At 59.6% G+C, this 21,679-nt stretch carries 21 protein-coding genes and 1 pseudogene; 14 read left to right on the top strand and 8 right to left on the bottom strand.

All coding sequences use genetic code 11. The features are described from left to right. The first annotated feature begins 21 nt into the window (after window positions 1–21). From AS156_RS41395 to AS156_RS30555, 7 genes and pseudogenes are all read left to right on the top strand, one after another. Window positions 22–492 carry a hypothetical protein gene (locus AS156_RS41395; protein ID WP_136626508.1) on the top strand — a complete coding sequence of 157 codons (471 nt, stop codon included), beginning with the start codon at window positions 22–24 and terminating at the stop codon, window positions 490–492. 369 nt (window positions 493–861) lie between these two features. Continuing rightward, window positions 862–1,869, top strand: a complete 1,008-nt coding sequence (locus AS156_RS30575) for an ABC transporter substrate-binding protein (protein ID WP_066512685.1) — start codon at window positions 862–864, stop codon at window positions 1,867–1,869. Between the two features lie 38 nt (window positions 1,870–1,907). Beyond that, the gene (locus AS156_RS30570; RefSeq protein WP_066512684.1) at window positions 1,908–2,723 is read left to right on the top strand and encodes an ABC transporter permease; all 816 of its coding nucleotides are present in this window, start codon (window positions 1,908–1,910) and stop codon (window positions 2,721–2,723) included. 3 nt (window positions 2,724–2,726) lie between these two features. Continuing rightward, window positions 2,727–3,512, top strand: coding sequence for an ABC transporter permease (locus tag AS156_RS30565; protein WP_066512682.1), 786 nt, complete (start codon window positions 2,727–2,729; stop codon window positions 3,510–3,512). Beyond that, window positions 3,509–4,004, top strand: a pseudogene (locus AS156_RS45140) (ABC transporter ATP-binding protein); the annotation flags it as partial. The gene AS156_RS30565 and the pseudogene AS156_RS45140, both read left to right, overlap by 4 nt. Before the next feature lies 1 nt (window position 4,005). After that, the coding region (locus AS156_RS45135) for an ABC transporter ATP-binding protein (RefSeq protein WP_245313143.1) at window positions 4,006–4,566 on the top strand (561 nt) is incomplete at its 5' end. Between the two features lie 8 nt (window positions 4,567–4,574). Further along, a complete protein-coding gene (locus tag AS156_RS30555; protein ID WP_066512678.1) occupies window positions 4,575–5,414 on the top strand; it encodes a phosphodiesterase in 840 nt (279 codons plus the stop codon). A 16-nt stretch (window positions 5,415–5,430) separates the two neighbouring features. Here AS156_RS30555 and AS156_RS30550 read toward each other — a convergent pair whose 3' ends face one another. After that, the gene (locus AS156_RS30550; protein ID WP_066512675.1) at window positions 5,431–5,712 is read right to left on the bottom strand and encodes a hypothetical protein; all 282 of its coding nucleotides are present in this window, start codon (window positions 5,710–5,712) and stop codon (window positions 5,431–5,433) included. A gap of 502 nt (window positions 5,713–6,214) precedes the next feature. On the opposite strand from AS156_RS30550, the gene AS156_RS30545 reads away from it, so the two are divergent. Beyond that, window positions 6,215–6,958: a Crp/Fnr family transcriptional regulator gene (locus AS156_RS30545; RefSeq protein ID WP_066512673.1), complete on the top strand. Its 744-nt coding sequence runs from the start codon at window positions 6,215–6,217 to the stop codon at window positions 6,956–6,958. Window positions 6,959–7,093: 135 nt separating this feature from the next. Further along, window positions 7,094–7,360 (top strand): hypothetical protein, encoded by a 267-nt coding sequence (locus tag AS156_RS30540; RefSeq protein ID WP_066512670.1) that lies wholly within the window; start codon window positions 7,094–7,096, stop codon window positions 7,358–7,360. A gap of 75 nt (window positions 7,361–7,435) precedes the next feature. Here the strand turns inward: AS156_RS30540 and AS156_RS30535 are convergent, their stop codons facing one another. The 3 genes from AS156_RS30535 to AS156_RS41390 all read right to left on the bottom strand — a co-directional run bounded on the left by AS156_RS30535 (window position 7,436) and on the right by AS156_RS41390 (window position 10,790). Continuing rightward, window positions 7,436–8,530 (bottom strand): amidohydrolase family protein, encoded by a 1,095-nt coding sequence (locus tag AS156_RS30535; protein ID WP_066512667.1) that lies wholly within the window; start codon window positions 8,528–8,530, stop codon window positions 7,436–7,438. Between the two features lie 536 nt (window positions 8,531–9,066). Beyond that, entirely contained in the window at window positions 9,067–10,359 is a 1,293-nt protein-coding gene (locus tag AS156_RS30530) for a glycosyltransferase family 87 protein (RefSeq protein ID WP_245313142.1), read from the bottom strand. Between the two features lie 185 nt (window positions 10,360–10,544). After that, the gene (locus AS156_RS41390; RefSeq protein WP_430641823.1) at window positions 10,545–10,790 is read right to left on the bottom strand and encodes a GntR family transcriptional regulator; all 246 of its coding nucleotides are present in this window, start codon (window positions 10,788–10,790) and stop codon (window positions 10,545–10,547) included. Window positions 10,791–10,997: 207 nt separating this feature from the next. Here AS156_RS41390 and AS156_RS30525 point away from each other — a divergent pair, with 207 nt between their 5' ends. Then, window positions 10,998–11,804 (top strand): SDR family NAD(P)-dependent oxidoreductase, encoded by an 807-nt coding sequence (locus tag AS156_RS30525; protein ID WP_066512664.1) that lies wholly within the window; start codon window positions 10,998–11,000, stop codon window positions 11,802–11,804. Window positions 11,805–11,817: 13 nt separating this feature from the next. On the opposite strand, the gene AS156_RS30520 is transcribed toward AS156_RS30525, so the two are convergent. Both AS156_RS30520 and AS156_RS30515 read right to left on the bottom strand, forming a co-directional pair. After that, complete coding sequence (locus AS156_RS30520; RefSeq protein WP_066512662.1) at window positions 11,818–12,525, bottom strand: molybdate ABC transporter substrate-binding protein; 708 nt, start codon at window positions 12,523–12,525, stop codon at window positions 11,818–11,820. A gap of 38 nt (window positions 12,526–12,563) precedes the next feature. Further along, on the bottom strand, window positions 12,564–13,538 hold the full coding sequence (locus AS156_RS30515) for a tripartite tricarboxylate transporter substrate binding protein (protein ID WP_066512661.1): 975 nt from the start codon (window positions 13,536–13,538) through the stop codon (window positions 12,564–12,566). A gap of 147 nt (window positions 13,539–13,685) precedes the next feature. On the opposite strand from AS156_RS30515, the gene AS156_RS30510 reads away from it, so the two are divergent. The 4 genes from AS156_RS30510 to AS156_RS30495 all read left to right on the top strand — a co-directional run bounded on the left by AS156_RS30510 (window position 13,686) and on the right by AS156_RS30495 (window position 17,780). Further along, window positions 13,686–14,756, top strand: coding sequence for a substrate-binding domain-containing protein (locus tag AS156_RS30510; RefSeq protein ID WP_066512659.1), 1,071 nt, complete (start codon window positions 13,686–13,688; stop codon window positions 14,754–14,756). 368 nt (window positions 14,757–15,124) lie between these two features. Then, window positions 15,125–15,370, top strand: a complete 246-nt coding sequence (locus AS156_RS30505) for an SDR family oxidoreductase (RefSeq protein WP_066512657.1) — start codon at window positions 15,125–15,127, stop codon at window positions 15,368–15,370. 207 nt (window positions 15,371–15,577) lie between these two features. Continuing rightward, a complete protein-coding gene (locus tag AS156_RS30500; RefSeq protein ID WP_066512655.1) occupies window positions 15,578–16,936 on the top strand; it encodes an MBOAT family O-acyltransferase in 1,359 nt (452 codons plus the stop codon). A gap of 19 nt (window positions 16,937–16,955) precedes the next feature. Next, window positions 16,956–17,780, top strand: a complete 825-nt coding sequence (locus AS156_RS30495; RefSeq protein ID WP_136626507.1) for a hypothetical protein — start codon at window positions 16,956–16,958, stop codon at window positions 17,778–17,780. Window positions 17,781–17,812: 32 nt separating this feature from the next. On the opposite strand, the gene AS156_RS30490 is transcribed toward AS156_RS30495, so the two are convergent. After that, window positions 17,813–18,238, bottom strand: a complete 426-nt coding sequence (locus AS156_RS30490) for a hypothetical protein (protein ID WP_066512649.1) — start codon at window positions 18,236–18,238, stop codon at window positions 17,813–17,815. 482 nt (window positions 18,239–18,720) lie between these two features. Beyond that, complete coding sequence (locus AS156_RS30485) at window positions 18,721–21,192, bottom strand: YfhO family protein (protein WP_082747824.1); 2,472 nt, start codon at window positions 21,190–21,192, stop codon at window positions 18,721–18,723. Between the last annotated feature and the right edge of the window lie 487 nt (window positions 21,193–21,679).

Here is a 21,679-nt window from a genome sequence, read left to right as displayed (position 1 = left end):
GTGGAGCACAGCACGCAAGTGATGAAAGAGGTTGCAGGCATGGAAAACGGAAGGGTTCTGGCCGTCAACTCGATGGTACGCATTGAGCATGTGGAGATAGATTCCAAGGATCTCAATCACGGCTTCACGAAATTCGTGCAGCATCTCAAGAAAAATAGCCTGTCCTGGCCGCAGCTCCTCACCTCGAGCTTCAACGCAGGAAAAACCAGCGTGACCGTGGCCTGTGATTCGGAGTGGCTCGACGCGCTATTGCGGACGCTGGAGCGAGGCAAGGACATGCGCAAGCAGCGCAAGGCATCAAGATCGGTGAGCCTCACCTGCTTTGGCGGCGTTTCGTCGGAATTGCCGTTTAAAGCGTTGCAGGTTCTCGGACATCGCGGGATTATCCCCGACAAATATGTACTGTCGCCGCATTCGGTCAACTTGTTTGTCCCTGCGGAGAGCCGGGAGGCCGCGGTCAAGGCGTTGCATTCACCGGTCCAGCAAACATGAGTGCGAGAAGCGGCGGGAATGGCGTCCCTTGCGCCACTTTCCCGTTCAGAGCCGCGCGGCAAAAATCGACGTCCGCTGTTTGGGCTCAACATGTGGATTTCGGTCGTTAACTGTTAGCGCGAGTGTCCGACGATTTGAACGTCGATCTCGCGCGAGCGATGGATGCCAGGTTGCGAGGATTGAATCGCCTCCCGCTATTCTTGGGACAGATACATCAGCCTCGAGCTTAGGATCAGATTGGCTCAGATTGGTCCTCGCCATTTGCTGCATAGCAGCAAGCGTGTCGCAAAACCTTCATGCGCGGCCTATACTTGGTCGCGCCATTGATGTTGAAATCCTCATTGCATCCCTGATCAGCCGGAGCCTCCCATGAAGACCGTCCGCCTTGTCCTTGCCTTGCTGGCGTTGACGTTGATCGCGCCGTGGCAATCCGCCAAGGCAGCGGACGTGATCTGCTACAATTGCCCGCCGGAATGGGCAGACTGGGCCTCGATGCTGAAGGCGATCAAGGCTGATCTGAACTACGATATCCCCCACGACAACAAGAATTCCGGCCAGGCGCTGGCGCAGATCCTGGCGGAGAAGAGCAATCCGGTCGGCGATATCGGCTATTTCGGTGTGACCTTTGGCATGAAGGCCAAGGCGCAGGATGCGCTCGAGCCCTACAAGCCCGCTCATTGGGATCAGGTGCCCGCCGGTCTCAAGGATCCCGACGGCTACTGGACCACTATCCATTCCGGAACGCTTGGTCTGTTCGTGAACAAGGACGCGCTCGGCGGCAAGCCGGTGCCGGCCTGCTGGAAGGACCTGTTGAAGCCTGACTACAAGGGTATGGTCGGTTATCTCGATCCGTCGTCGGCGGCAGTTGGCTATGTCGGTGCGGTGGCAGTGAATCTGGCGCTGGGTGGCTCACCAACCAATTTCGATCCAGCGATCAACTTCTTCAAGGAACTGCGCAAGAACGATCCGATCGTGCCCAAGCAGACGTCATATGCGCGCGTCGTCTCGGGCGAGTTGCCGATCCTGTTCGACTATGATTTCAACGCCTACCGCGCGAAATACTCGGAGAAGGGCAATTTCGAGTTTGTCATTCCTTGCGAGGGATCGGTGGTGTTCCCCTATGTCGTCGGCCTCGTGAAGAACGCGCCGGACAAAGAAAAGGCCAAGAAGGTGCTGGACTATCTTCTGTCCGACAAAGGGCAGGCGATCTGGACCAATGCCTACCTGCGCCCGGCCCGCCCAATCGAGCTGCCGGCTTCTGTGAAGGGCAAATTCCTTCCCGACAGCGACTATGCCCGCGCCAAGAGCGTTGACTGGGGTGAGATGGAAAACGTGCAAAAAGCCTTCGTTGACCGCTATCTCGCCGAGGTCCGCTGAGGCAATATGGTGTCCCTCGCCGGGACACCATTCTCACGATGTCGCAAAAGTCCTTCGTTTGGCTCTGCCTGCTGCCGCTTGCGGTCGTGACGACGGCATTCTTTCTGCTGCCGATGGCGCGCCTGGTGGTCGCCGGTGCGGAGGGCCCCGGCGGGCTTGCCGGATATCTCGCTATCCTGTCGGAACCCCGCTATCGAGCAACCCTGATCAATACGGTGCTCCTGGCGGCGGCGACCACGATTGTCACGCTGATCGTAGCGACGATAGCCGGAATGTTTTTGCAGCGACATCGATTTCCTGGGCGCGCCGTGCTGATCGCTATGCTGACCTTTCCGCTGGCCTTCCCCGGCGTGGTCGTCGGCTTCATGATCATTCTGTTGGCCGGACGACAGGGACTGATCGGTGATCTGTCGAGCCGCATCGTCGATGAAAAAATCGTCTTCGCCTATTCGATCTACGGCCTCTTCCTTGGCTACCTCTACTTCTCCATCCCGCGCGTGATTCTGACCATTATGGCGGCCGTGCAAAAGCTGGATGTCGGCCTGGAAGAGGCTGCGCGGTCGCTTGGCGCCAGCCCATGGGCCGTCCAGCGCGATGTCGTGCTCCCGGCGCTGGCGCCGGCTTTCGTCGCGTCGGGCGCGATCGCGTTTGCGACCGCAATGGGCGCGTTCGGAACCGCTTTCACGCTGGCAACGAACATCGATGTGCTGCCCATGCTGATCTATACGGAGTTCACACTGGCCGCCAATTTTGCGACATCGGCGGCCCTTTCGGTGGGGCTTGGCCTCATCACCTGGCTCATCCTCGCGCTGGCCCGCTCGTTCAGCGGCAGCGCCGTCGCTGCGGCCGGGTGAAGCATGCGCGATCGCCTGATCTTCACCGGCCAGTTGGTCTTTACGTTGATTGTCGCGGCATTTCTGGTTGTCCCCGCGGGGCTTTCCATTTCCGCCGGCGTCACCGCCAATTATTTTCGGGGGATCCAATCCGGCGTGACCCTGCAATGGGTCGCGCAGGTCTGGGAGCTCTATGCGGGTACGATCCTGCTTTCCTTCATGATTGCGTTTGCAACACTCGGCGCCACGCTGCTTGTTGGCGTTCCCGCAGCTTATGCGCTGCATGTGCGGGGAGGCCGGCTGGCGCGGGTCATCGAGGAGATCATCACGCTGCCGCTGGCCATTCCGGGACTTGCGATCGCACTTGCACTGTTGCTCGCCTATGGCGGCTTTGGCAGCTTTCGCCGTTCCTGGCTATTCATCCTGGTCGGACATGTCATCTTCACCATGCCGTTCATGGTGCGGTCAGTCATGGCCGTGTTTGCGACCGTGGATATCAAGACCCTGGATGAAGGAGCGGCCTCGCTGGGTGCTTCGCCGTGGCGGCGATTTTGCGATGTGATCGTCCCGAATGCCATGCCGGGTATTCTCGCCGGCGCCCTGATGGTGGTCACGCTGTCGCTCGGCGAATTCAACCTGACCTGGATGTTGCACACGCCGCTGACAAAGACGCTGCCGATCGGGCTTGCCGACAGCTATGCCTCGATGCGCCTCGAAGTGGCGTCCGCCTATACCCTGATCTTTTTCGTGATGATCATTCCGCTCCTGGTTGCGATGCAACTGCTGGCCGACAGGGACAACAAGCGATGAGTACGGCTGGACACGGCGCGTCGGTGCGTATTGAGAATTGCGGAAAGACATTCACGGACGGCACGCGCGCTCTTGATCCCGCAACGCTCGACATTGCGCGCGGCGAGACGCTGGTGCTGCTCGGGCCTTCAGGCTGCGGGAAGACCACGATGCTGCGCATTATCGCGGGTCTCGAATTGCCGGATCCCGGCGGCAGGATTTTGTTCGACGACAAGGACGTGACATCCGCCCCGATCGAGCGACGCAATGTCGGAATGGTGTTTCAGTCCTATGCTTTATTCCCCAACATGACGGTGGCTGACAATATCGGCTACGGCTTGAAGATCCGCGGTGTCGCCGGGAAGGAGCGCGCCGCGCGCGTCGCCGAACTGGTGGCGCTCACAAACATCACGGGATTGGAGAGCCGCCGCATCGATCAGCTGTCCGGCGGTCAACGTCAGCGCGTCGCACTGGCTCGCGCGGTCGCAATCCGGCCGGGCATATTGCTGCTGGNGAGCCGCTGACCGCTCTCGACGCCGCGCTGCGTGACCGACTGCGAAGCGAACTGAATCGGCTGTTGCGGGCGCTCGGAATAACGACGATCTATGTCACGCACGATCAGGCCGAAGCCATGGAATTGGGTGACCGTATCGTGGTGATGCGGAAAGGTGCGATTTCCCAGATTGGAACGCCGCGGGAGGTCTACTTCGCGCCCAAGGACCGCTTCGTGGCGGAGTTCGTTGGAGCGGCCAATATCGTTGAGGCTCCGACAGAGAAGGGTGAACTCGTTCTGCCCGGTGGGCGATTGCCGATCGGAAGCGAAGCGGCGGTTGCGAATGTGACCGTCATGATCCGCCCTGAGACCATTCATGTCGTGGACGTTGGCGCCGGATCGCTGTCTGGTATCATCGATTCCGTCAGCTTCATCGGCGATCGGCAGCGGCTTGTCGTGAGTGGCGCATCGACCAAGCCGCTCAATGTAGACGCTCCCAATACAATTCGAGCCAAGGCTGGTGACAGGATCGGACTTTCGATCTCGCCCGAAGCCCTCCGTGTGCTGCCGTCCCAGGATTGAGACTGTCGATGTCGTTAAAGCCCGTCCTTATCGCCCAGATATCCGATCTCCACATCAAGCCGCCAGGAGTATTGGCCTACGGCCGCGTCGATACCGCACGGGCACTCGAACGATGCGTGGCAACCCTGAGCGCATTCGAGCCGGCGCCTGACTTCGTGGTTATCTCTGGCGATCTCGTCGATACGCCTGACGTCGAGGAGTACGACTACCTCAAGCGATTGCTTGCGCCGCTTCGCCTTCCGTTCGCCGGCATTCCCGGTAATCACGACTCGCGTGAGTTGATGCGTGCCGCATTTCCGGCGGGGCCCTATGTCCGACCGGCCGGGCCACTCGATCAGAAGATCGAGGTGGGCGGTCTCGAACTCCTGCTGCTGGACTCAAGTGTCCCCGGGAAACCGCACGGCACTCTCGAGGCATCCACGCTGCAGTGGCTTGACACAACGTTGGCGGCGTCAACTGATCGGCCGGCACTGCTGTTCCTACATCACCCGCCGTTCAAGGGCGGTATTTGGCACATGGATCGGCAAGACCTTTTCAACGCCGAAGAATTGGCGAGGATCGTCGGGCGTCACCCGCGTGCGCAGCTGATCGCGTGCGGGCATGTCCATCGTGCCATGCTCACCACCTTCGCCGGAATTCCTGTGACGATATGTCCCGCGCCAAACCACGCGGTTGATCTCGATCTCGGCCAGCTCCGCGAACCGTCGTTCAAAGTGGAACCTCCGGCGTTTCACATCCACGCCTGGTTTCCAGGAGTGGGCTTTGGACAAGTGGTGACGCACCAGGTTCCGATTGGCCAGTTCGACGGACCGCATCCGTTCTTCGGACCGGACGGTAAACTGCTTTGAGGTCGTTGGGGCACGATCAGCCTGAGGCGGCGGAACGTCCCATATTGACCCGGCCCTCGCCCGACATCACCTCGTGCATGTCACGAAGATCGCGCAGCGCTCGTTCCAGAATCACGTCCGCATTCCGGATCGCGGCAACAAACTTCGCTGTCAGGTCGGAATCAAGCTTGGCGCGGGTCAGTCCATCGCGGCTTTTCTTGCGGTCAAGCGCACGTTGAATGGTCGTAATGCGAGCTGTTTCGGTGTCGCAACCAAGCATGTCAGCGAGCTCTTCATAGGTCATCCAAATCTGCGGCATTTTCTTTCGCTCTCCCTTTTGACCGGGAGACTGGCCGAAGTTGATGAACAGCGGGTTGCCCGCATCGGATACAGGTCTGGTCGGGTTTTCGAGGCTCTGTTCTTGGTTAAGCCAATTGCTAAACCGGGATCGGCAAGCGCGGTTGCCCTCGAAATGGGCGATCCAGGCGATTGGTGCGCGACCTCCGAATGCAACCGGATCATTAGGCGATGATCGCGTGCAAAGGCGGTTTCACCAGGCGAGACTGTGCTTCATGCGCGGGCTGGGGATGTCCGGCGCCGGCTTTATTTCACACAACTAATAGCGTTTATTCTAACAGTATATTTATTGAAAATTGTAGTTTTGGGCGGCTTTCGTGCCGATTGGCTCCGGTCTGGACCTTTTGTTGCTGTAGGCCCCCGACGGGGCTATGATCGTACTGCTTTCATTGATCGATCGCTCTGTCGGTGTCCGCTTCTGGCGCGGGGCCGATTGCTCGCAATCATAATCGTTCTGGATGACAATGACCGGTGCGCCGCCCATGGAACGAACTGCCGGCGCGCTGCCGTTCTCAAACAGCAAGCTGTCGGTGCTGCGCAAGCATCCCTATTTCTCGGATCTCGAGCCGGACGCTTTCGATCAGCTTTGCCGATACGCTAAGCACACTACGCTGAAGCGTGGCACGGCGATCTTTTCCAAAGGCGATCCGGGCACGAGCCTGATTGCCGTGATTTCCGGCACGGTGAAGATCAGCATTTCGTCACCCGATGGCCGCAACGCGATTCTGAATCTGATTGAGGCAGGTGAGATATTCGGGGAGATCGCGTTGCTCGACGGCTTGTCGCGCACGGCCGATGCCACTGCCAATACCAATTGCGAGCTGTTTGTCATCGATCGGCGGGAATTTATCCCCTTCGTGCGCAGCCAGCCGACACTTGCCATGAAGTTCATCGAATTACTCTGCGCGAGGTTGCGCTGGACCAGCGATCAGGTCGAGCAGATTATCCTGCAAAACCTGCCGGGCCGCCTTGCCAGCGCGCTGTTGCGTCTCAGCGACAAACACAAGCGTGAGCCGCGGGGGCGGACCATCTCGATTACCCAGCAAGAGATCAGCGAGATGGTCGGCATGACGCGCGAGAGCATCAACAAGCAACTCCGTGCGTGGGCGACGCGCGGCTGGGTCAAGCTCGAGCACGGTGCGATTGTCGTGTTGAAGCCGGACGTCCTGCAGGAACTGGTCGACGCCGGATCGAACGACGACGAATAGCCACGTCGGGACGGCGCTCGCTGACGCCTCACGAACTGGTGAACCGGAAGGGTCTGTGAAGCTATTCACATTGGCCTCGCGTGCGTTGCGCTAGATGACACGTCGGGGGAGCGCATCCGCAATGTGGAGGGATCCATGCAGGGCTCTTTCGACAAGCGACAGCGGGATGAGCGGAGCAACTACCAGAGTTTCAGCATTAAGCTCGTTGCCCTACCTGTTCTCTTCATTATTGCATTGGTCGGGTTGCTGGTCAGTCATCCGGCCGTCGTCAAATGGATCTCCGATGCAGCGCAAGCGGAGTTCGTCGTATATGACTTTGCCACCGACCAGGAGCCCGACGTCCCGCGGCTAGCGCATTCGACCCAGCCGGACAACGACATCCGGACCGTGAATGCCTATTGATCGTCGATGGCATCGTCGCGGCCGATTGGGCAACGACGACAACCCAAATCATCCGACGGTGCAATGGCCGTGCCCTCAGGCGGCAACGCCGAGCAACCTTGCTGCGGTATGACCCAGAATGTTGGCCTTCTCGTCATCGCTCAGCGACGAGCAGGCAAAGATGTGATCGACCGGGGCGAGCTGCCAAGGATAGGGATAGTCGCTCCCCAGCACGATCTGGCTCGCGCCGACCTGCGTGGCCAGATGCCGGATAGCCTCAGGCGTGAAGATCAGGGAATCGAAATAGATCTGCTTGAGGTACTCCGTCGGCGCCTTCTTGAGCTTGATGTCGGGATTGCATCCCTTTGGCCCGACCAGGCAAGCATGGTCCGAGCGGTCGGCGTAGGAGGGGAGATAACCCCCGCCATGCGCAGCGATCACTCTGAGCCCCGGGAAGCGGTCGAACGTGCCCTCGAAAATCAGATGAGACAGCGCAATCGTGGTCTCGAGCGGATTGGCGATGGTGTTGCCGAGCCAGCCATTGCCTGAGAGCCGCCTGTTGAGCTCCGGGATCCCCTGTGGATGGATGAACAGCGGCACGCCGAGTTCCTCGGCCTTGGCCCATACTGGATGGAACTTCGGGTCGGAGAATTCGACGCCATTGACCACGCCGCCGATCGCTGCGCCCTTCAGGTGCTGCTTCTTCACGGCGGTCTCGAGCTCCTGGACCGCGAGATCCGGCGCCTGCAAGGTCAGTGATGCGAAGGCCGCAAACCGGTCCGGCTTTGAGGCGCACAGTTCGGCGAGCTTCTCGTTCTGGATCTTGACGATCTGCCCGGCAAGGTCGCGGTCCCGATCGTACCAGAACGGATTGATCGACAGCACCTCCATATCGACTGCTTGCGCGTCCATTGCAGCAAGACGTTGGTCGATCGCGATGAACGCTTCGCCCGCGCCGTTGACCGGCGGCACTTGCAGCTTCTCGGCGTCGGCGCCGAGCAGGGCGCCGGCCTCGCGGAAATGGCAATGCGAGTGAATGTCGATGGTCTTGACGCGTTTGCCGTTGACCGTCACCGGCAACTTCTGGCGCGATGGTTGCGCGGCTGCGTGATGAACTAGCCCGCAGCTGCAGAACACGACGCCTGCTGCTGCCGCAGCTCCCCCCTTCAGAAAATCCCGCCGTGTCGCCATGACGATCGCCTCCCTGATTTTTGTTGTGGGGAGGCAGCCTAGGGATGTCGGGTAGTGGCGGCAAGGCACACGCTCTGCGTGTCGCGCAATCTTGATCTGATCAGTCCGGTTTGATCGCGGTTGTTGCGATGATGTCGCGCATTTCGGCGGCGCATCCGCGATGGCTTGCGCACTCCGACGGGGCCGATGCCGGGAACCTCTGCTCGGCGCTCCCTGTTGGATGGGTGCCGAAGAAATGTCCTTAGTTGAGGTATTACCTTGAGTTGGCTCGACCTAAGATATGGTTTCGGCGCAGCATACCTCTCCAATGTCAAGGTAATGGTCCTTGGCTGTCACCGTTGTGGTCAATGGTGATATACCCTACGGGTTGATTTCTCAACAGGAGCGAGGAATGGAACGACCTGAGAAAACGACGACCACACCCGTGGTCATCATCGTTGGACTGCTAATCGCCGTCGTCGGCGTGGTTGCAAGGCAAGGTTCGGAATCTAGCCTCGAGCGTCTCAAGGGCGCGTGGGTATTCGTGGCTAAGAAACTTACGGCTCCACTGCCCCTATAAACCGTTTCGATCGCTCGGCCGCGCCAGCAACGTCCAGTTGCCAGCATTGCGTCCAGATGATTGCCATGAACGTGGCACATATCAACGGACCGACGGGCGCGAGCACGATCGGATAGGCAAACCCTGACAGGACAAGTACACCGTACCCGATCCGCAGTGCAGAGCGGTTCGAGAGAAGAGAGCCATGTTCGGCCATGGGTGCGTTCATGAGAAAAGCGAGCGCAGCGGCCAGTAGAGCCATGTCGTAGATCGCGAAGTAGGGAGAGATGAGCAGAGTTGCGGTGAGAAGGCTCGCGGCCTTGAGTGGGAAGATGATATTGCGGCGCCATACGATCAGTGCCCAGGTCGCGACTACTGCAGCGACGACGATGTGTAATGCCATGGCCAATTCGTAGCCAAAGGCGGCAAGCCGAAGCACGCCGTAAATGCTCTGCAGTTTGAACCAAGACAGCCCGCCAGTGAGGTGGAACTGCGTCGCGAAGGTTGCCGCCCTGCGGAATCCTTCAAAGGTGTCCCAGCCGAAGGTGAGCCCGGTGAGCAGAATGAGGACTGATGTCACCAGACTGGCTGTGATGAAGACGCTCCATCGTCCAGTGGCTATCAGCACGAAGGGAAGCAGGACGCCATATTGGGGCTTGAAGATCAGCAGCGCGATCAGGAAGCCGCTAATTATCGGGCGCCTGTCCAGTGTCAGCAGGGTGCTGCCGAGCAATGATGCTGCGAGCAGGGAGCTTTGGCCGACAAGGAAATCGTATAGGACGGGCGGCACAGCAAGTGCCAGCAGAAACGCGGCGGAGCGCGGCCGGATGGCGTAGGTAACGAGCGCCCAGCATAACAGCTTTGCCGCGCTCCAGATCCAGAACGCGATCGGAAACGGCAACAGCGCCAACGGCGCCGCCACAAAGAAAAACACCGGCGGATAGAAGAACGGTACAGGATTCTCGTCGAGAGGATACGGAGGCTGGTTGGCAATCGTCGGATGAATCCGAAGGATCAACTGCCGCAGCTGCTGCCAATCGTAGGCAGCGGCGGCGTGGCCATCGAGAGCCATCCTGCCCGCCCCCCAAAAACATGAAAAGTCGATCCCAGTCGCGTTGTTACCGTCGATAGCTTTCGGTACCAGTAAGAGCAGGGTGATGCCCAAGACGATGAGGCAGGCAATGGCTAATGCACGGTCACCTGCGCAAGACCCAAGCTGTTCGCAACGGGTGGACTGGCCCTCGCGCTCCACCCCTAAATTGCTCATGAAAAAATCGTCCAGATTGTGCAATGGTTGCTAATCTACTACTGCATTTCTGGGTGAAGCAACGAGGAAGGCGTCCGCTAGTTAACGGGATGATTCGGTCACTCGAACCTCGGCGCGCGTTCCGACGCAACATTGCTATGTGATCCAGGCGGTCAATTCGGCTGGCCTTTCGATCGGGACTGAATTTGCCAAGCTGCGGCCTGTACCGTTCAAGGATACGACGGGGAACGCGTTGACCGCAGTTTCGCAAGATTAGCCTTGCCGGTCCAAGAACTCCGGATTGTTGTGCTGGGTGGTCGTAACGTCGACCAGAAGGCCGATCGAGATTGCGAGAAGATTTTGACCAGGCTCTCATTCGCCAGTCGCAGGATGGCATCACGTACCGGCGCGCGGCTGACGCTGTAGAAGAGGGCGATTTCTCTCTCCACGAGCGGGGCGCCCGGGCGGCATTGCAATGAGACCAGCTCGGCCCCAGGCCAGCATGAATGCGAACCGCGGCCGTTTCAGTGCGAGGCCTGCCGGCACACCTACGGCGGCCGTCGGAGCGAACGTCGGATTTCTTTGAGGCTTGGACAGACGCTTGCTTCGCAAATTAGTATATTAGCGCTCCAAGAGCAAACCAGAGGGGACATCCCTGCGTTTGCCGCTGCAGGAGTTTTCACGTGACCGACTATCGCAAGTTATTTGATCTCACCGGTAAGACCGCCGTTGTGCTGGGAGCAGCTTCCGGAATCGGCAAGTCCTCAGCCGAAGCGCTGGCGTCGCTCGGCGCGCGCGTGTTGTGTGCCGACCGGACGCAGGACGGCGCGAATGCGACGGCCGTCGCGATCCGGGCGCAAGGTGGATCGGCGATTGCGGCCGGTTGCGATGCCGCTGATCGTGCGGATGTCGAGGCGCTGGCAGCGAAGGCGCTCGCGGAGTTTCAGCGCATCGATATCGCGGTCACGACACCCGGACTGAATATTCGCAAGGCCGTCCTCGACTACACCGATGAGGATCTTGATCGCGTCATCACCCTCAACATCAAGGGCACGGTCTGGTTCTTCCAGGCGTTCGGCCGCATCATGGTCCCGCAACGGGGCGGCAGCCTCATCGCCTGTTCTTCGGTGCGCGCGGTGACCATCGAGCCGGGCCTTGCGGTCTACGGATCGACCAAGGCGGCGATCGGATTGTTGGTGAAGGGCTTTGCGTCCGAGGTCGGGCGCTCAGGCGTACGGGTCAACGCGATCGCGCCGAGCATTGCGGAAACCGCGCTGACGGGACCCTTCAAGCAGCGGCCCGATATCTACAACCTCTATGCCGGGCACACGGTCTTCAATCGCTGGAGCAGCGCCGACGAGGTTGCGACCGCGGTCGCCTATCTCGCTTCGGATGCCGCAAGCTATGTCAGCGGCAGCACATTGTTCGTCGATGGTGGCTGGACCGCGGTCGATGGCCCGCCGACGGGGCTGACCCAACTGGCGCGCTAGACTGAGCCTAGCGCTAGGTCCGATCTGCGACGAACCCTGCGCGGCTGCGGAATTCGGACGCATCGGGGGACGTCAGCAACGCGATCAGCCGCTGTGCCTGCGGGGTCGCGGATGCGTGCGTGGCCAGCGCGGCCGCATACATGGTCGCGAGGCCACACTCTGGCGGCAACACGCCCGACAGCACCACGCCTTCGGTGCTGATGATTTCGGTCGACTGCGTGCAGCCGAGCGGCCGGCGGGCATCTGACGTAGCCAGATGCTGCATCGCGGTCGCGCCGTTGGCAAAGACCTTCAATCGGTCGGCAACCTCGGTCGCAATGCCGAGGTCCGCGAGAACCTTCGCGACATGAATTCCGGCGGTCGATGCCTTGGTGTCGGGCACGTAGATCGCATCCGCGGCGAGCAACACCTTGCGCAGATCCGCAGCATCCTTGACGCTCATTGGCGGATCGCCGGCACGAACGGCGAGGGCGGTCTCGACCCGGCCGATGTCGGCGATCGAACTCTGCAACACCAGTCCTTCGTCGGCGAGCCGGCCGACCAATACGGCGGTAAAGATAACCACGTCGGTCGGCACACCTGCGCGCAATTTGTCGGCCATGGCGCCGACCGCGCCGAACTCGCCTGCAATATCGAAGCCGGTGTCGGCCTTGAATGCTGATGCGAGACTGCCGACCAGACCCTGCGCCGCGCCTCCGCTCAGGATATTCAAGGTCTTCATGGGTTCGATTCCATTGCCGCGACCATCCGGGAGCGTACTTATCGCGTCTTGTTGAAGCGCTTGACGACCTCGGCCCATTTCACAATATCGTCGCGCAGGAATTTGTCGAATTGGTCTGGCGTCATCGCCATCGGCAACTCGCCTTGAGCGGCCCAGAGTTTCTGGACGTCCGGCTGCTTGACTGCCGCGTTCACGGCCGTGTTCAGCTTGTCGATGATGGGCTTCGGCGTGTTCGCCGGCGCCATCAGGCCAAGCCAGATCGTTGCCTCGTAATCGGGAACTCCGGCCTCGATTGCCGTCGGAACGGTGGGCAGCACCGTCGAGCGTACTTTGCCCGTGGTTGCGAGGGCGCGGACTTGATTGTCGGCAATGTTTGGCGCCATCGCCGGAACTGCGTCGATCATCATCTCGACCTGGCCACCAATGATGCCGCTGCGGGCTTCACCACTGTTGCGATAGGGGACATGCACGATATCGATCCCGGCCATGGTTTTGAACAGCTCGCCCGCCATGTGATAGGGCGTGCCTTGGCCCGACGACGCATAGTTCAGCTTGCCGGGCTGCGATTTCGCAAGTGCGATGAACTCCTGCAAGGTCTTGGCCGGTACGGCCGGATGGACCACGATCACGAGATCGGAATAGCTCAGCGCCGCGACCGCGGCCAGGTCACGCATCAGCTCATACTTGCGTTGAGGCACAAGCGATTCATTCGCGGTCTGGGTATTCGACATCATGAGAAGGGTGTATCCGTCGGCGGGCGCGTTCGCGACCTCGAGCGTGCCGATCACGCCACCGGCGCCGGTCCGGTTCTCGACCACGAAGGGTTGGCCAAGGCTTTCCTGCAGAATGCTGCCGATTTGCCGTGCGGTGACGTCAGCCGGTCCTCCCGGGCCAAAGGGAACGATGATCCTGACCGGGCGGGTGGGGTAGTCGTCGGCTTGTGCTTCCGAGCCGGAAATTGACGCGGCCAGCAATGCCGCAACGAGCGCCAAAGCGTACCGCAAATCCGCCATCACTCCCTCCCCCGACTTTAGTCTTCTTTCTTGCTCGGAAGTCTAGCTGCAACCTGCAACCGCTGTCGACGACTGACTCCATCCCCGTCTCGGAAATTTGGGCTGGAAGCAGCGTGTTCAACTTCGCCATCAAGCGCGGGGAATCATATGAGGAAACGTCTCGGGCCATCGCGCCGCGATGTGCTGAAGGGCTCCGGCGCCGTGCTTGCCGGTGCCGCGCTTTCGACGCGGGTCATTGCCGCGGAGCCCCCGGCCGAGCCGGTCACGCCTGCGCTGATCGAAGCGGCGACGAAGGAGGGGCAGGTCAACTACTACACCTCGACGGATCTGTCGGTCGCCGAGACTTTGGCGAAGGCATTCGAGGCGAAATATAAAGGCATCGCCGTGCGCGTCGAGCGGACCGGGGCGGAGCGTGTATTCCAGCGCATTGGCCAGGAATACGCCAGCGGCATTCATGCAGTGGATGTCGTCAACTCTTCCGACGCCGCCCATTTTATCGTCTGGAAGCGGGACGGCATTCTGGCGCCCTATGTCCCCGAGGAGGTCGCAAAATTCTATCCGGACGAGCACCGCGACGTAGATGGCCAGTTCGCAAGCTTCCGGGTCTGGCTTTCGATCATCGCTTACAACACCAACTTGGTGAAGGCCGAGGAGGCGCCACGGAGCTTCGTCGATCTGCTCGACCCGAGGTGGAGGGGCAAGATCGTCAAGGCACATCCGGGCTATAGCGGCACAATCATGACCGCAACCTATCAGATGCAGCGCGATCTAGGTTGGGGCTATTTCGAGAAGCTCGCGAAGCAGAACATCATGCAGGTGCAGTCTTCGACGGATCCACCCAAGAAGCTCGATCTGGGCGAGCGAGCCGTGATGGCTGACGGCAACGAATACAACGTATTCCTGTTGAAGGAGTCCGGCCGGCCGGTCGAACCGGTGTACGCCACCGAGGGGTCTCCGATCATTGTCGGGCCGAATGGAATCTTCAAGGCCTGCCCGCATCCCAACGCTGCGCGGCTGTTTCAGTCGTTTGCGCTGGGCCGCGAGGCGCAACAGCTCAACATCGACATTGGCGGTCTACGCTCCGTCCATACACAGACCCGGGAAAAGGCGGGGCGCAAGCCGCTGAAGGAGATCAAGACGATGAAGGACGATCCTGCCGCGGTCGAGCGGGAAGGGGACGCGATCAAGTCGCGCTACGCCCGCATCTTCCATGTTTGACCGTCGGTGCATGGACCTACCCGCTTAACTGCTACGGGTGTTTGAGCTTCTCAGTCCTTGCATCCCGGCTGCCCCGGTTTCTTCGGGCTCCAAGGCCGCAACTTTTCGGGTACGGGCATTGGCCTCGGCGCGCTCACGCTGCTTCCTCATGTGGATCATCAACGTGGCATCTTCGGACCTGATGCTGGAAATTCCGCAATTCAGACCCGAAGCCTGTAAATGACCTGGTCGAGCATTGCCTCGTTCCTGTCGCATTCAGCGTCCCGCTCGCTGGTTTGCGAGACACGACTGAATTCTGGAACTCGCCACTTACATAAATGCCCGCGACCAGCGCTCTGCACTTGGCTAATCCAGGTGAGATCCGTCAAATGTCTGGAGTCGCTCGATGCGAAAACCGCGCTGACGGGACCCTTCAAGCGGCGGCCCGATACTACAACCTCAATGCCGGGCGCACCGTCTTCAATCGCTGGAGCAGCGCCGACGACGTTGCGACCGCGGTTGCCTATCTGGCTTCGGATGCCGCAAGCTATGTCAGCGGCAGCACGTTGTTCGTCGACGGTGGCTGGACCGCGGTCGATGGATCGTCGACGGGGCAGACGCAGCTGGCGCGCTAGACAGGGGCTAGCGCTAGATAAGTTGTGCGACGAAGCGTGCGCGGGGAATGGAGCTGTGCAGGCGTCTGAGCCTACCACGGACGGCCATATGCGGCGAGCGCTTTCGCGCTAGATTGAGAAGATCCTATTGGTTGCGATGCTGCGGTACGCAGTGCTAGTGGATGTCTTGCAAACCCACAACCAAGCGAGCCAGGGCAAGCTCATCTCGTGGCATTCACATCTTGGTCCTTTGCGGCATTCGTCGTCGCAGCCTTCGTTGTCTACTATTTGCCCTTCGTGAGGCGGTTGCAGGTCTATGTTCTGATCGCTGCAAGCTTATTCTTCTATGGCTATGGTCAGCCAGAATTGCTGCCATTGCTTGTGATCGCAGTCGTAGGAACGTGGACTTCTCTGGTTCTGTCCATGAAGAAGGGCCGCGCATGGACCGCGGCCGGCATCGTCTTTAATCTCGGCCTGCTTGCCTTCTTCAAGTACAAATTTCTGTTGATCACGCCGCCGATCGCAACGGGGAGCGCCATCAGCGATTTCCTGCTGAACCTCCCGCTGCCGATCGGCATTTCATTCTTCGTCTTCCACAACATCAGCATCTTGGTCGACCTGCCAAAGCAAGGTCGATCGGCGACGGTGTGGGAGGTCTTTCTCTACGTGATCTTCTTTCCGCAGCTTGTTTCGGGGCCGATCACGCAAGCTCGGAATTTCTTTCCGCAAATCCAAACCAAGGAGATCTCAAAGGTTCCATTTGCCGAGGCTACGCGCTGGCTAGTGCTGGGCTACTTCTTCAAACTCTACTGCGCCAACAATCTGAACGAGATGACGTCCTACATGGCTTACCCTCTCTTCGAGACGGTGAAGACGGGCGACAAATGGCTTTTGATCTTCCTGTATAGCTTTCAGATCTATGCGGACTTCTTCGGCTACTCGTCGATCGCGCTGGGCCTTGCGCTGCTGTTCGGGTATCGCCTGCCCGAGAATTTCAACAGGCCGTACATCTCGCGATCGATCGCCGAATTTTGGCGGCGATGGCACATCTCGCTTTCGAGCTGGCTTCGAAATTACCTTTACATACCGCTGGGTGGTAGTCGGCATGGACCAGCTCGCACCTACTTCAACCTCATAGCTGTCATGGGGCTTGGCGGCCTGTGGCACGGGGCAGGCTTGAGCTTCCTGATTTGGGGCTTGATGCATGGCGTGCTGCTGGCGATCGAGAGATCGTTCGTCGATAAGCTGGACAGCGTAAAATCACTCGCTCTCCAGGCGGTCCGCGCTGCAGTCGTTTTCCTGATCGTGTCGATGCTCTGGATATTCTTCAAGCTCCCCGAGTTCAGTCACGCCGCGAGCTACTTTGCCGCCCTCTTCACCGAGAGCCATATTCAGAACCCGCCGAAAATATATCGGAGCTTGGCGCTGGCTTATTCGCTGCCCGTCATCCTCCAGCACTTCATTGTGCCGCGGCTGCCGCAGCGCACATGGGTTCAAGCGATCGAACCGCTTGCGTATGGTGCACTCGTCGCCTTGACCTATGCAGAGGCCGGCCCGGAGTCCGCCTTCATCTATTTCCAGTTCTGAGGTGTTTCGGATGCTTTGGATGGTCAAATTCGGGATCACGGCAGTTGCGGCAATAGTCATACTCAGGTTGGCCGGCGAGTATGATGTCCAGACGATCGCGATGACCACCGATGCGCAGAACTACGCTGTGGCCGCAGAATATCTCAACCGGTCGTCACACAAGACTGTGTTGGTCGGCAGCTCGCTGACATTCAGATTGTCTGAGGACTACTTCCAGTCTGCGGACATCGAGAACTTGTCGCTGGCTGGTGGATCACCGGTAACAGGCTTGGAGATCGTCGCAGGGGCATCACCGCCAAAGCTGGTACTGGTCGAGGCGAACATCCTGACCCGCGCCGTTGATGAGGGCCTCGTCACCAAGCTGAAGGATCGGACATCTACCATTTTTAGACCTGTGCGATCGGCCGCGGCGTACTACGAGACGATGATGCACCCTCCACTGAAAAAGGAGCAAGTAAGGTCCCGAATCGAAGGTTTGATTGCGCGGCCGCCGTCAGACGTCGTCGACGCCGGCTTGGTTGAGCAGACAGTGCAAGCGGCTAGCGCCGCACCGTCGGCGAACGCAGTCCGTCAATCATTGTTCGGCATCCTAAAGTACAAGACGTTGCTCGAGTCGAAGGGAGCCAAGGTCCTGCTGGTCCACATGCCTTGCTCACCACAGTTCGAGGCCACCCGCTTTGCTACAGTTAGCGCGCAGATGGCGTCAGAGGTCTTTCCGATTCCGAGCTCTTGGCTGAAGATAGACGTCGACCAGTCCCAATTGCGGTGGACAGACGGGGTCCACCTCGACGCTCGATCTGCCGCAATGGTCGCAAGAGCGATCGAGGCTGCGGCCACGAACTGAAGCATCAGGTCGACCGACCTGGTCGTCCTTCGTCACCCGAGAGAGCGTGTGGTTGCTGCTTTGAAAGATACCAAGTCGGGGAGGTGGCTTTGAGGGTGGAGGGGTGACAGATCGATGATGACAGAGTTGATAGCGAGTTTTCGAACACCAATTGCCGCATCTACACAATCAAATCGATCCGCGAACTGGGCCGCCGCGTTGGGCCCGATCTCGAGAGGGTAGGACAGTGACCCTAGCTGGCCAGGAAAGAACATCTTATTGAAGCGCTTCTCAATGATGGCAAGCCGACGCAACAGCGCCTTGCTGCGAGCCGATCTTGTCCTTCCCAAGACTGCGCGCCAACTGCCGTTCCGAGTTGGGAGGACCGCGACGACCAGCCCTTGCGGTATGCGCCCTTCATCTTTCAGTTGCTCAATAATGATCCAACTAAGCTCAATGCTTGCGAGCCGCTTTTTCATCGCTGAGTCTCTCAACCCGCCCAGTCGAATTTTCCCTGTGGCGCAACCTTTCGCAAGTCCGTTAGATTTCGGGGTTCCGCAAAATTGCATCCGAATCTCAGCACGTTTACCAAGCTCGAGGACGCAGCATTTGCCTATGCGGTCGCAGCGTGCACGCATTGCGGCCCTGCGCTCATACCATGTGCAGCAGCCAATCACTGGTGCTCGTCCAGAGCGCCAGTATTGAGTTCATCCTGAACTTCCCAACTCGACATCACGCGATCTGACGTTGTGGGGCATAAGCGAAGAGCCATCGCGCGGTATGCCTGATTGGTTCATAACTGACCCGCTGATGATTGCCGTTTCACTGGCGATCATCTTATCGGGTTTTTGGATCGCTCCGTAACTTGGGCCGGAATTGACTCGGTTCGAGCGGCTTGACGTTATCTGAGGATTGACGGAGCAGGGCTTCGACACTTGGACGACCTATGCTTGAGCGGTAGTCAATGGGCATAACTGAACTTGCCCAGCAGCTCGGCCAAGGCCCCTGCGAAAGGGTGAAACGTGAAGCTCACCGTGTGGTGTCCTGCGTGAAGTGCGACCGCCCGAAAGATGACGTTTGCCCTGAGGATGTTGCTCGGCTCGCCATCCACTGTTGCGCGCCACCAGGGATGCCAAACGTCATTGAGGAGCAGTAGGCTATTTGACGACGCGTCGACCTCGACGTCGACCCTTGTATTCCCGTAGCGGATCAAGCGTGCTGCGCCTGGCGCCGCGTCGGGGGGTGGGCTTGCGCGTGGCAGCGCTGGCGTGCGCTCCAGCAGGACAGTGTGACGTGGATCGACGTCCCTCGGCCAGCCATTGGTGAGAAGCTGGTTGAAATTCGCGATGCGCCAGTCAGAGACCACCATCACACGCGGCAATGCGCGAGGATTCTCGTACACATAAGCGTCTGGGGTACGGGCAATAAGCGTGAGATCGCCGGGGGAAAGCGATGGATCGACCTTTTCGACTGGTACTCCGACGGCGATGAAGCGCAGACCGAACAGGTCGGCGAAGGCTGAACGATAGGACGGGAACAGCGGCGAGAAGCGACGCTGATCATAATCTACGACCGTATCACCGACGAGGGTAGCGTCGTAAAACCACTTGAGGCGTAGCGGATTGTGCCCGAACACGTGATCGCAGTCATGGATCATGCACAGGTTTGGCCAATGGTAGCCGATGCCGATCATTTCGACGCGATCGCGTCGGCTCGTGTCGTGCGCGGTTGCAAGCTTTGATTTCAGTAGCGCCAGCGTCGCGTTTCTGGTGTCGAGGCGTAGCGCATCGAATCTTGAACTCGGCATAGCCGTGGAAATATGCGGCGCATTGTTCCAGGCGAGGTCGACGGCCGAGAAGGTGGTCAAAAGCAGCATGCTCGCAAGGATCGAGAGACCGTTCAGCCAACGCGCAAGAAGGAGCACTACGACCGCACCACCGGAGAAGGCAAGCGCGGTGATGACCGGCGCGACCACCAGCGTGACGGACTCAACGGTGTGAGCCAGCCATATAGCCACGACGACGAGTGAAACCGGCATTGCCAGTTCAATTGCCCGCTGTACATTGGACGGCTGTGGTACCGTGCCTTCGAGCCAGCGATGTACGAGATAGCCGGCGATGATGGCGAGCAGCGCCCCGATGACGAACGTCGCATCGGCGGGGCGCCGGTATAGCATCACCCCAGGCAACCATTCGTACATCACGTGGAAGACAGGAGTGTACCAGCCGAGTCCGTAGAGCAGGACGATGATAGTGGTGATCGCAAAGAACCGGATGTCATGCGACCAGGCAAGGCGGCGCACGATGCCAAACGAAACGATGACGACGAGCAGCAGCGCTCCCGAATAGACCAGACCCATGTTCTGTGCGAGCGAGAGGTCGGCGCCGCCAAGCGCGTTTTTCCAGGGCGACGTCGCCGGTCCCCAATACCCGATGGCTGGATCCATAGCGCCGTAGAGATCGGCGAAGGCCAGGGTCAGGAGATGTGCGGGATGTAGCGATCCTTTGCCGGCGAGCATCCAGCCAATCTCGGGGCGGTTTGAGCGCTCGGCGAGCAGGGCTGTCAGCGCGACCGGAACAGCGGCGATGAGGATGCCGACCAGACAGCAGGCAGCAAGTGGTTTGATGCTCGCGCTTATACGCTTTCGCCAATCATCACCCTCGAGCCAATGATGTACGACAAATCCGGCAAGGACGTAGAGCGAGACGAGCGCAACTTGATCACGACCTGCAGCGAGTAGGCCGCTGAACACGCCGGCCACCAAGCCAGCGCGCCACGACGAACGTTCGAGCGCGCGCGACAGCATCCAGAGCGTCAGCGGCAGATAGACCAGGCTGATGATCTGGCCAGTATGCTGCAGTCGTGAATTCGCCGAGCCGCCGAAGGCGAAGGCCAACGCGGCGACAAGCGAACCGGCAGCGTGCCAGCCACGGTCGCGGAAATACAAAATGATAGCCACGCCACCTAGGAACAGGTAGCCGAAGGTAAGGTCATCGACCGCGCGGAAGCTTGGTTTCGGATCGAAGTAGGCGAGTAAAAAATGTGGTGGCGAGAAAAACAGCGATTGCGGATCGGAGATGAGGGGCCAACCCGCGAAGACGTTGGGTGTCCAGAACGGTGATTGGCCATTCGCAAGCGACGTAGCGAGAAATTGCAGTGGCGGAAGGAATTGCGATTTAGCGTCCCACGGAATAGTGACGTGCCCGGACAGCCACGGCCATGCTGGCAACAGGAATGCGAGCGCGAACAACGCGACGGTAAGACCTAGCGGGAATTTGCTCGTCGAAGCCACGGGACGTGGCCCGGCATCGGTGAGCCACGTCGTTGCCTGCGAAGAGAAGGACGGTGCAGCAGCGGGGTCGTCGATCCACGGCAGCGACCGCGCTTCGCTCTCGGGTCCCTCGATCGACCCGTCCCGAAGCTCGGTTCTCATGTATGGCCCTTTGATTGATAGAGGCGAGGCCTGAGTTGCTTCGCGCCTCCGAGGTCGCGACCCGCGAACTCTCGTTTTGCTATCGACGTGCTGGACTCGCCTTTTGGCGCAGAGCTCGCGGTGTCACCACAACATCAGTTCCACGCCGTCCTCCGACGGAGATTGCATTCTGATGCTGGGGGTGTGGTAACAGGGCGACTGCCGCCCCACAAAGCTGGATATTGCGGAATTTCTATGGCGTCGCGCTCGCCTCATCGATGACGGCGAAGCGTTCGCTCTTCAGTCATACGAGCGCTCATCCACCGATGGTCACGCAACGCTTGTACCGACGCCGCGGGCGACTGCGAGCTATTCCATATCCATTCGGCGCAGATCGCAGGGGGCGGCGACGCCTGAAGGGCCCGACCCAGTAAGACTTTTCCGACTACAGCAATATGGAAAGCTTTCTCAACAGAAAGCGCTGTGTACGATATCGTACCGGCCGATC

Origin of the sequence: Bradyrhizobium macuxiense, from assembly GCF_001542415.1 — a bacterium.
Lineage (GTDB): Bacteria > Pseudomonadota > Alphaproteobacteria > Rhizobiales > Xanthobacteraceae > Bradyrhizobium > Bradyrhizobium macuxiense.
The sequence above is the reverse complement of the archived record's forward strand: the minus strand, read 5'-3'. Positions and strand labels throughout refer to the sequence as shown.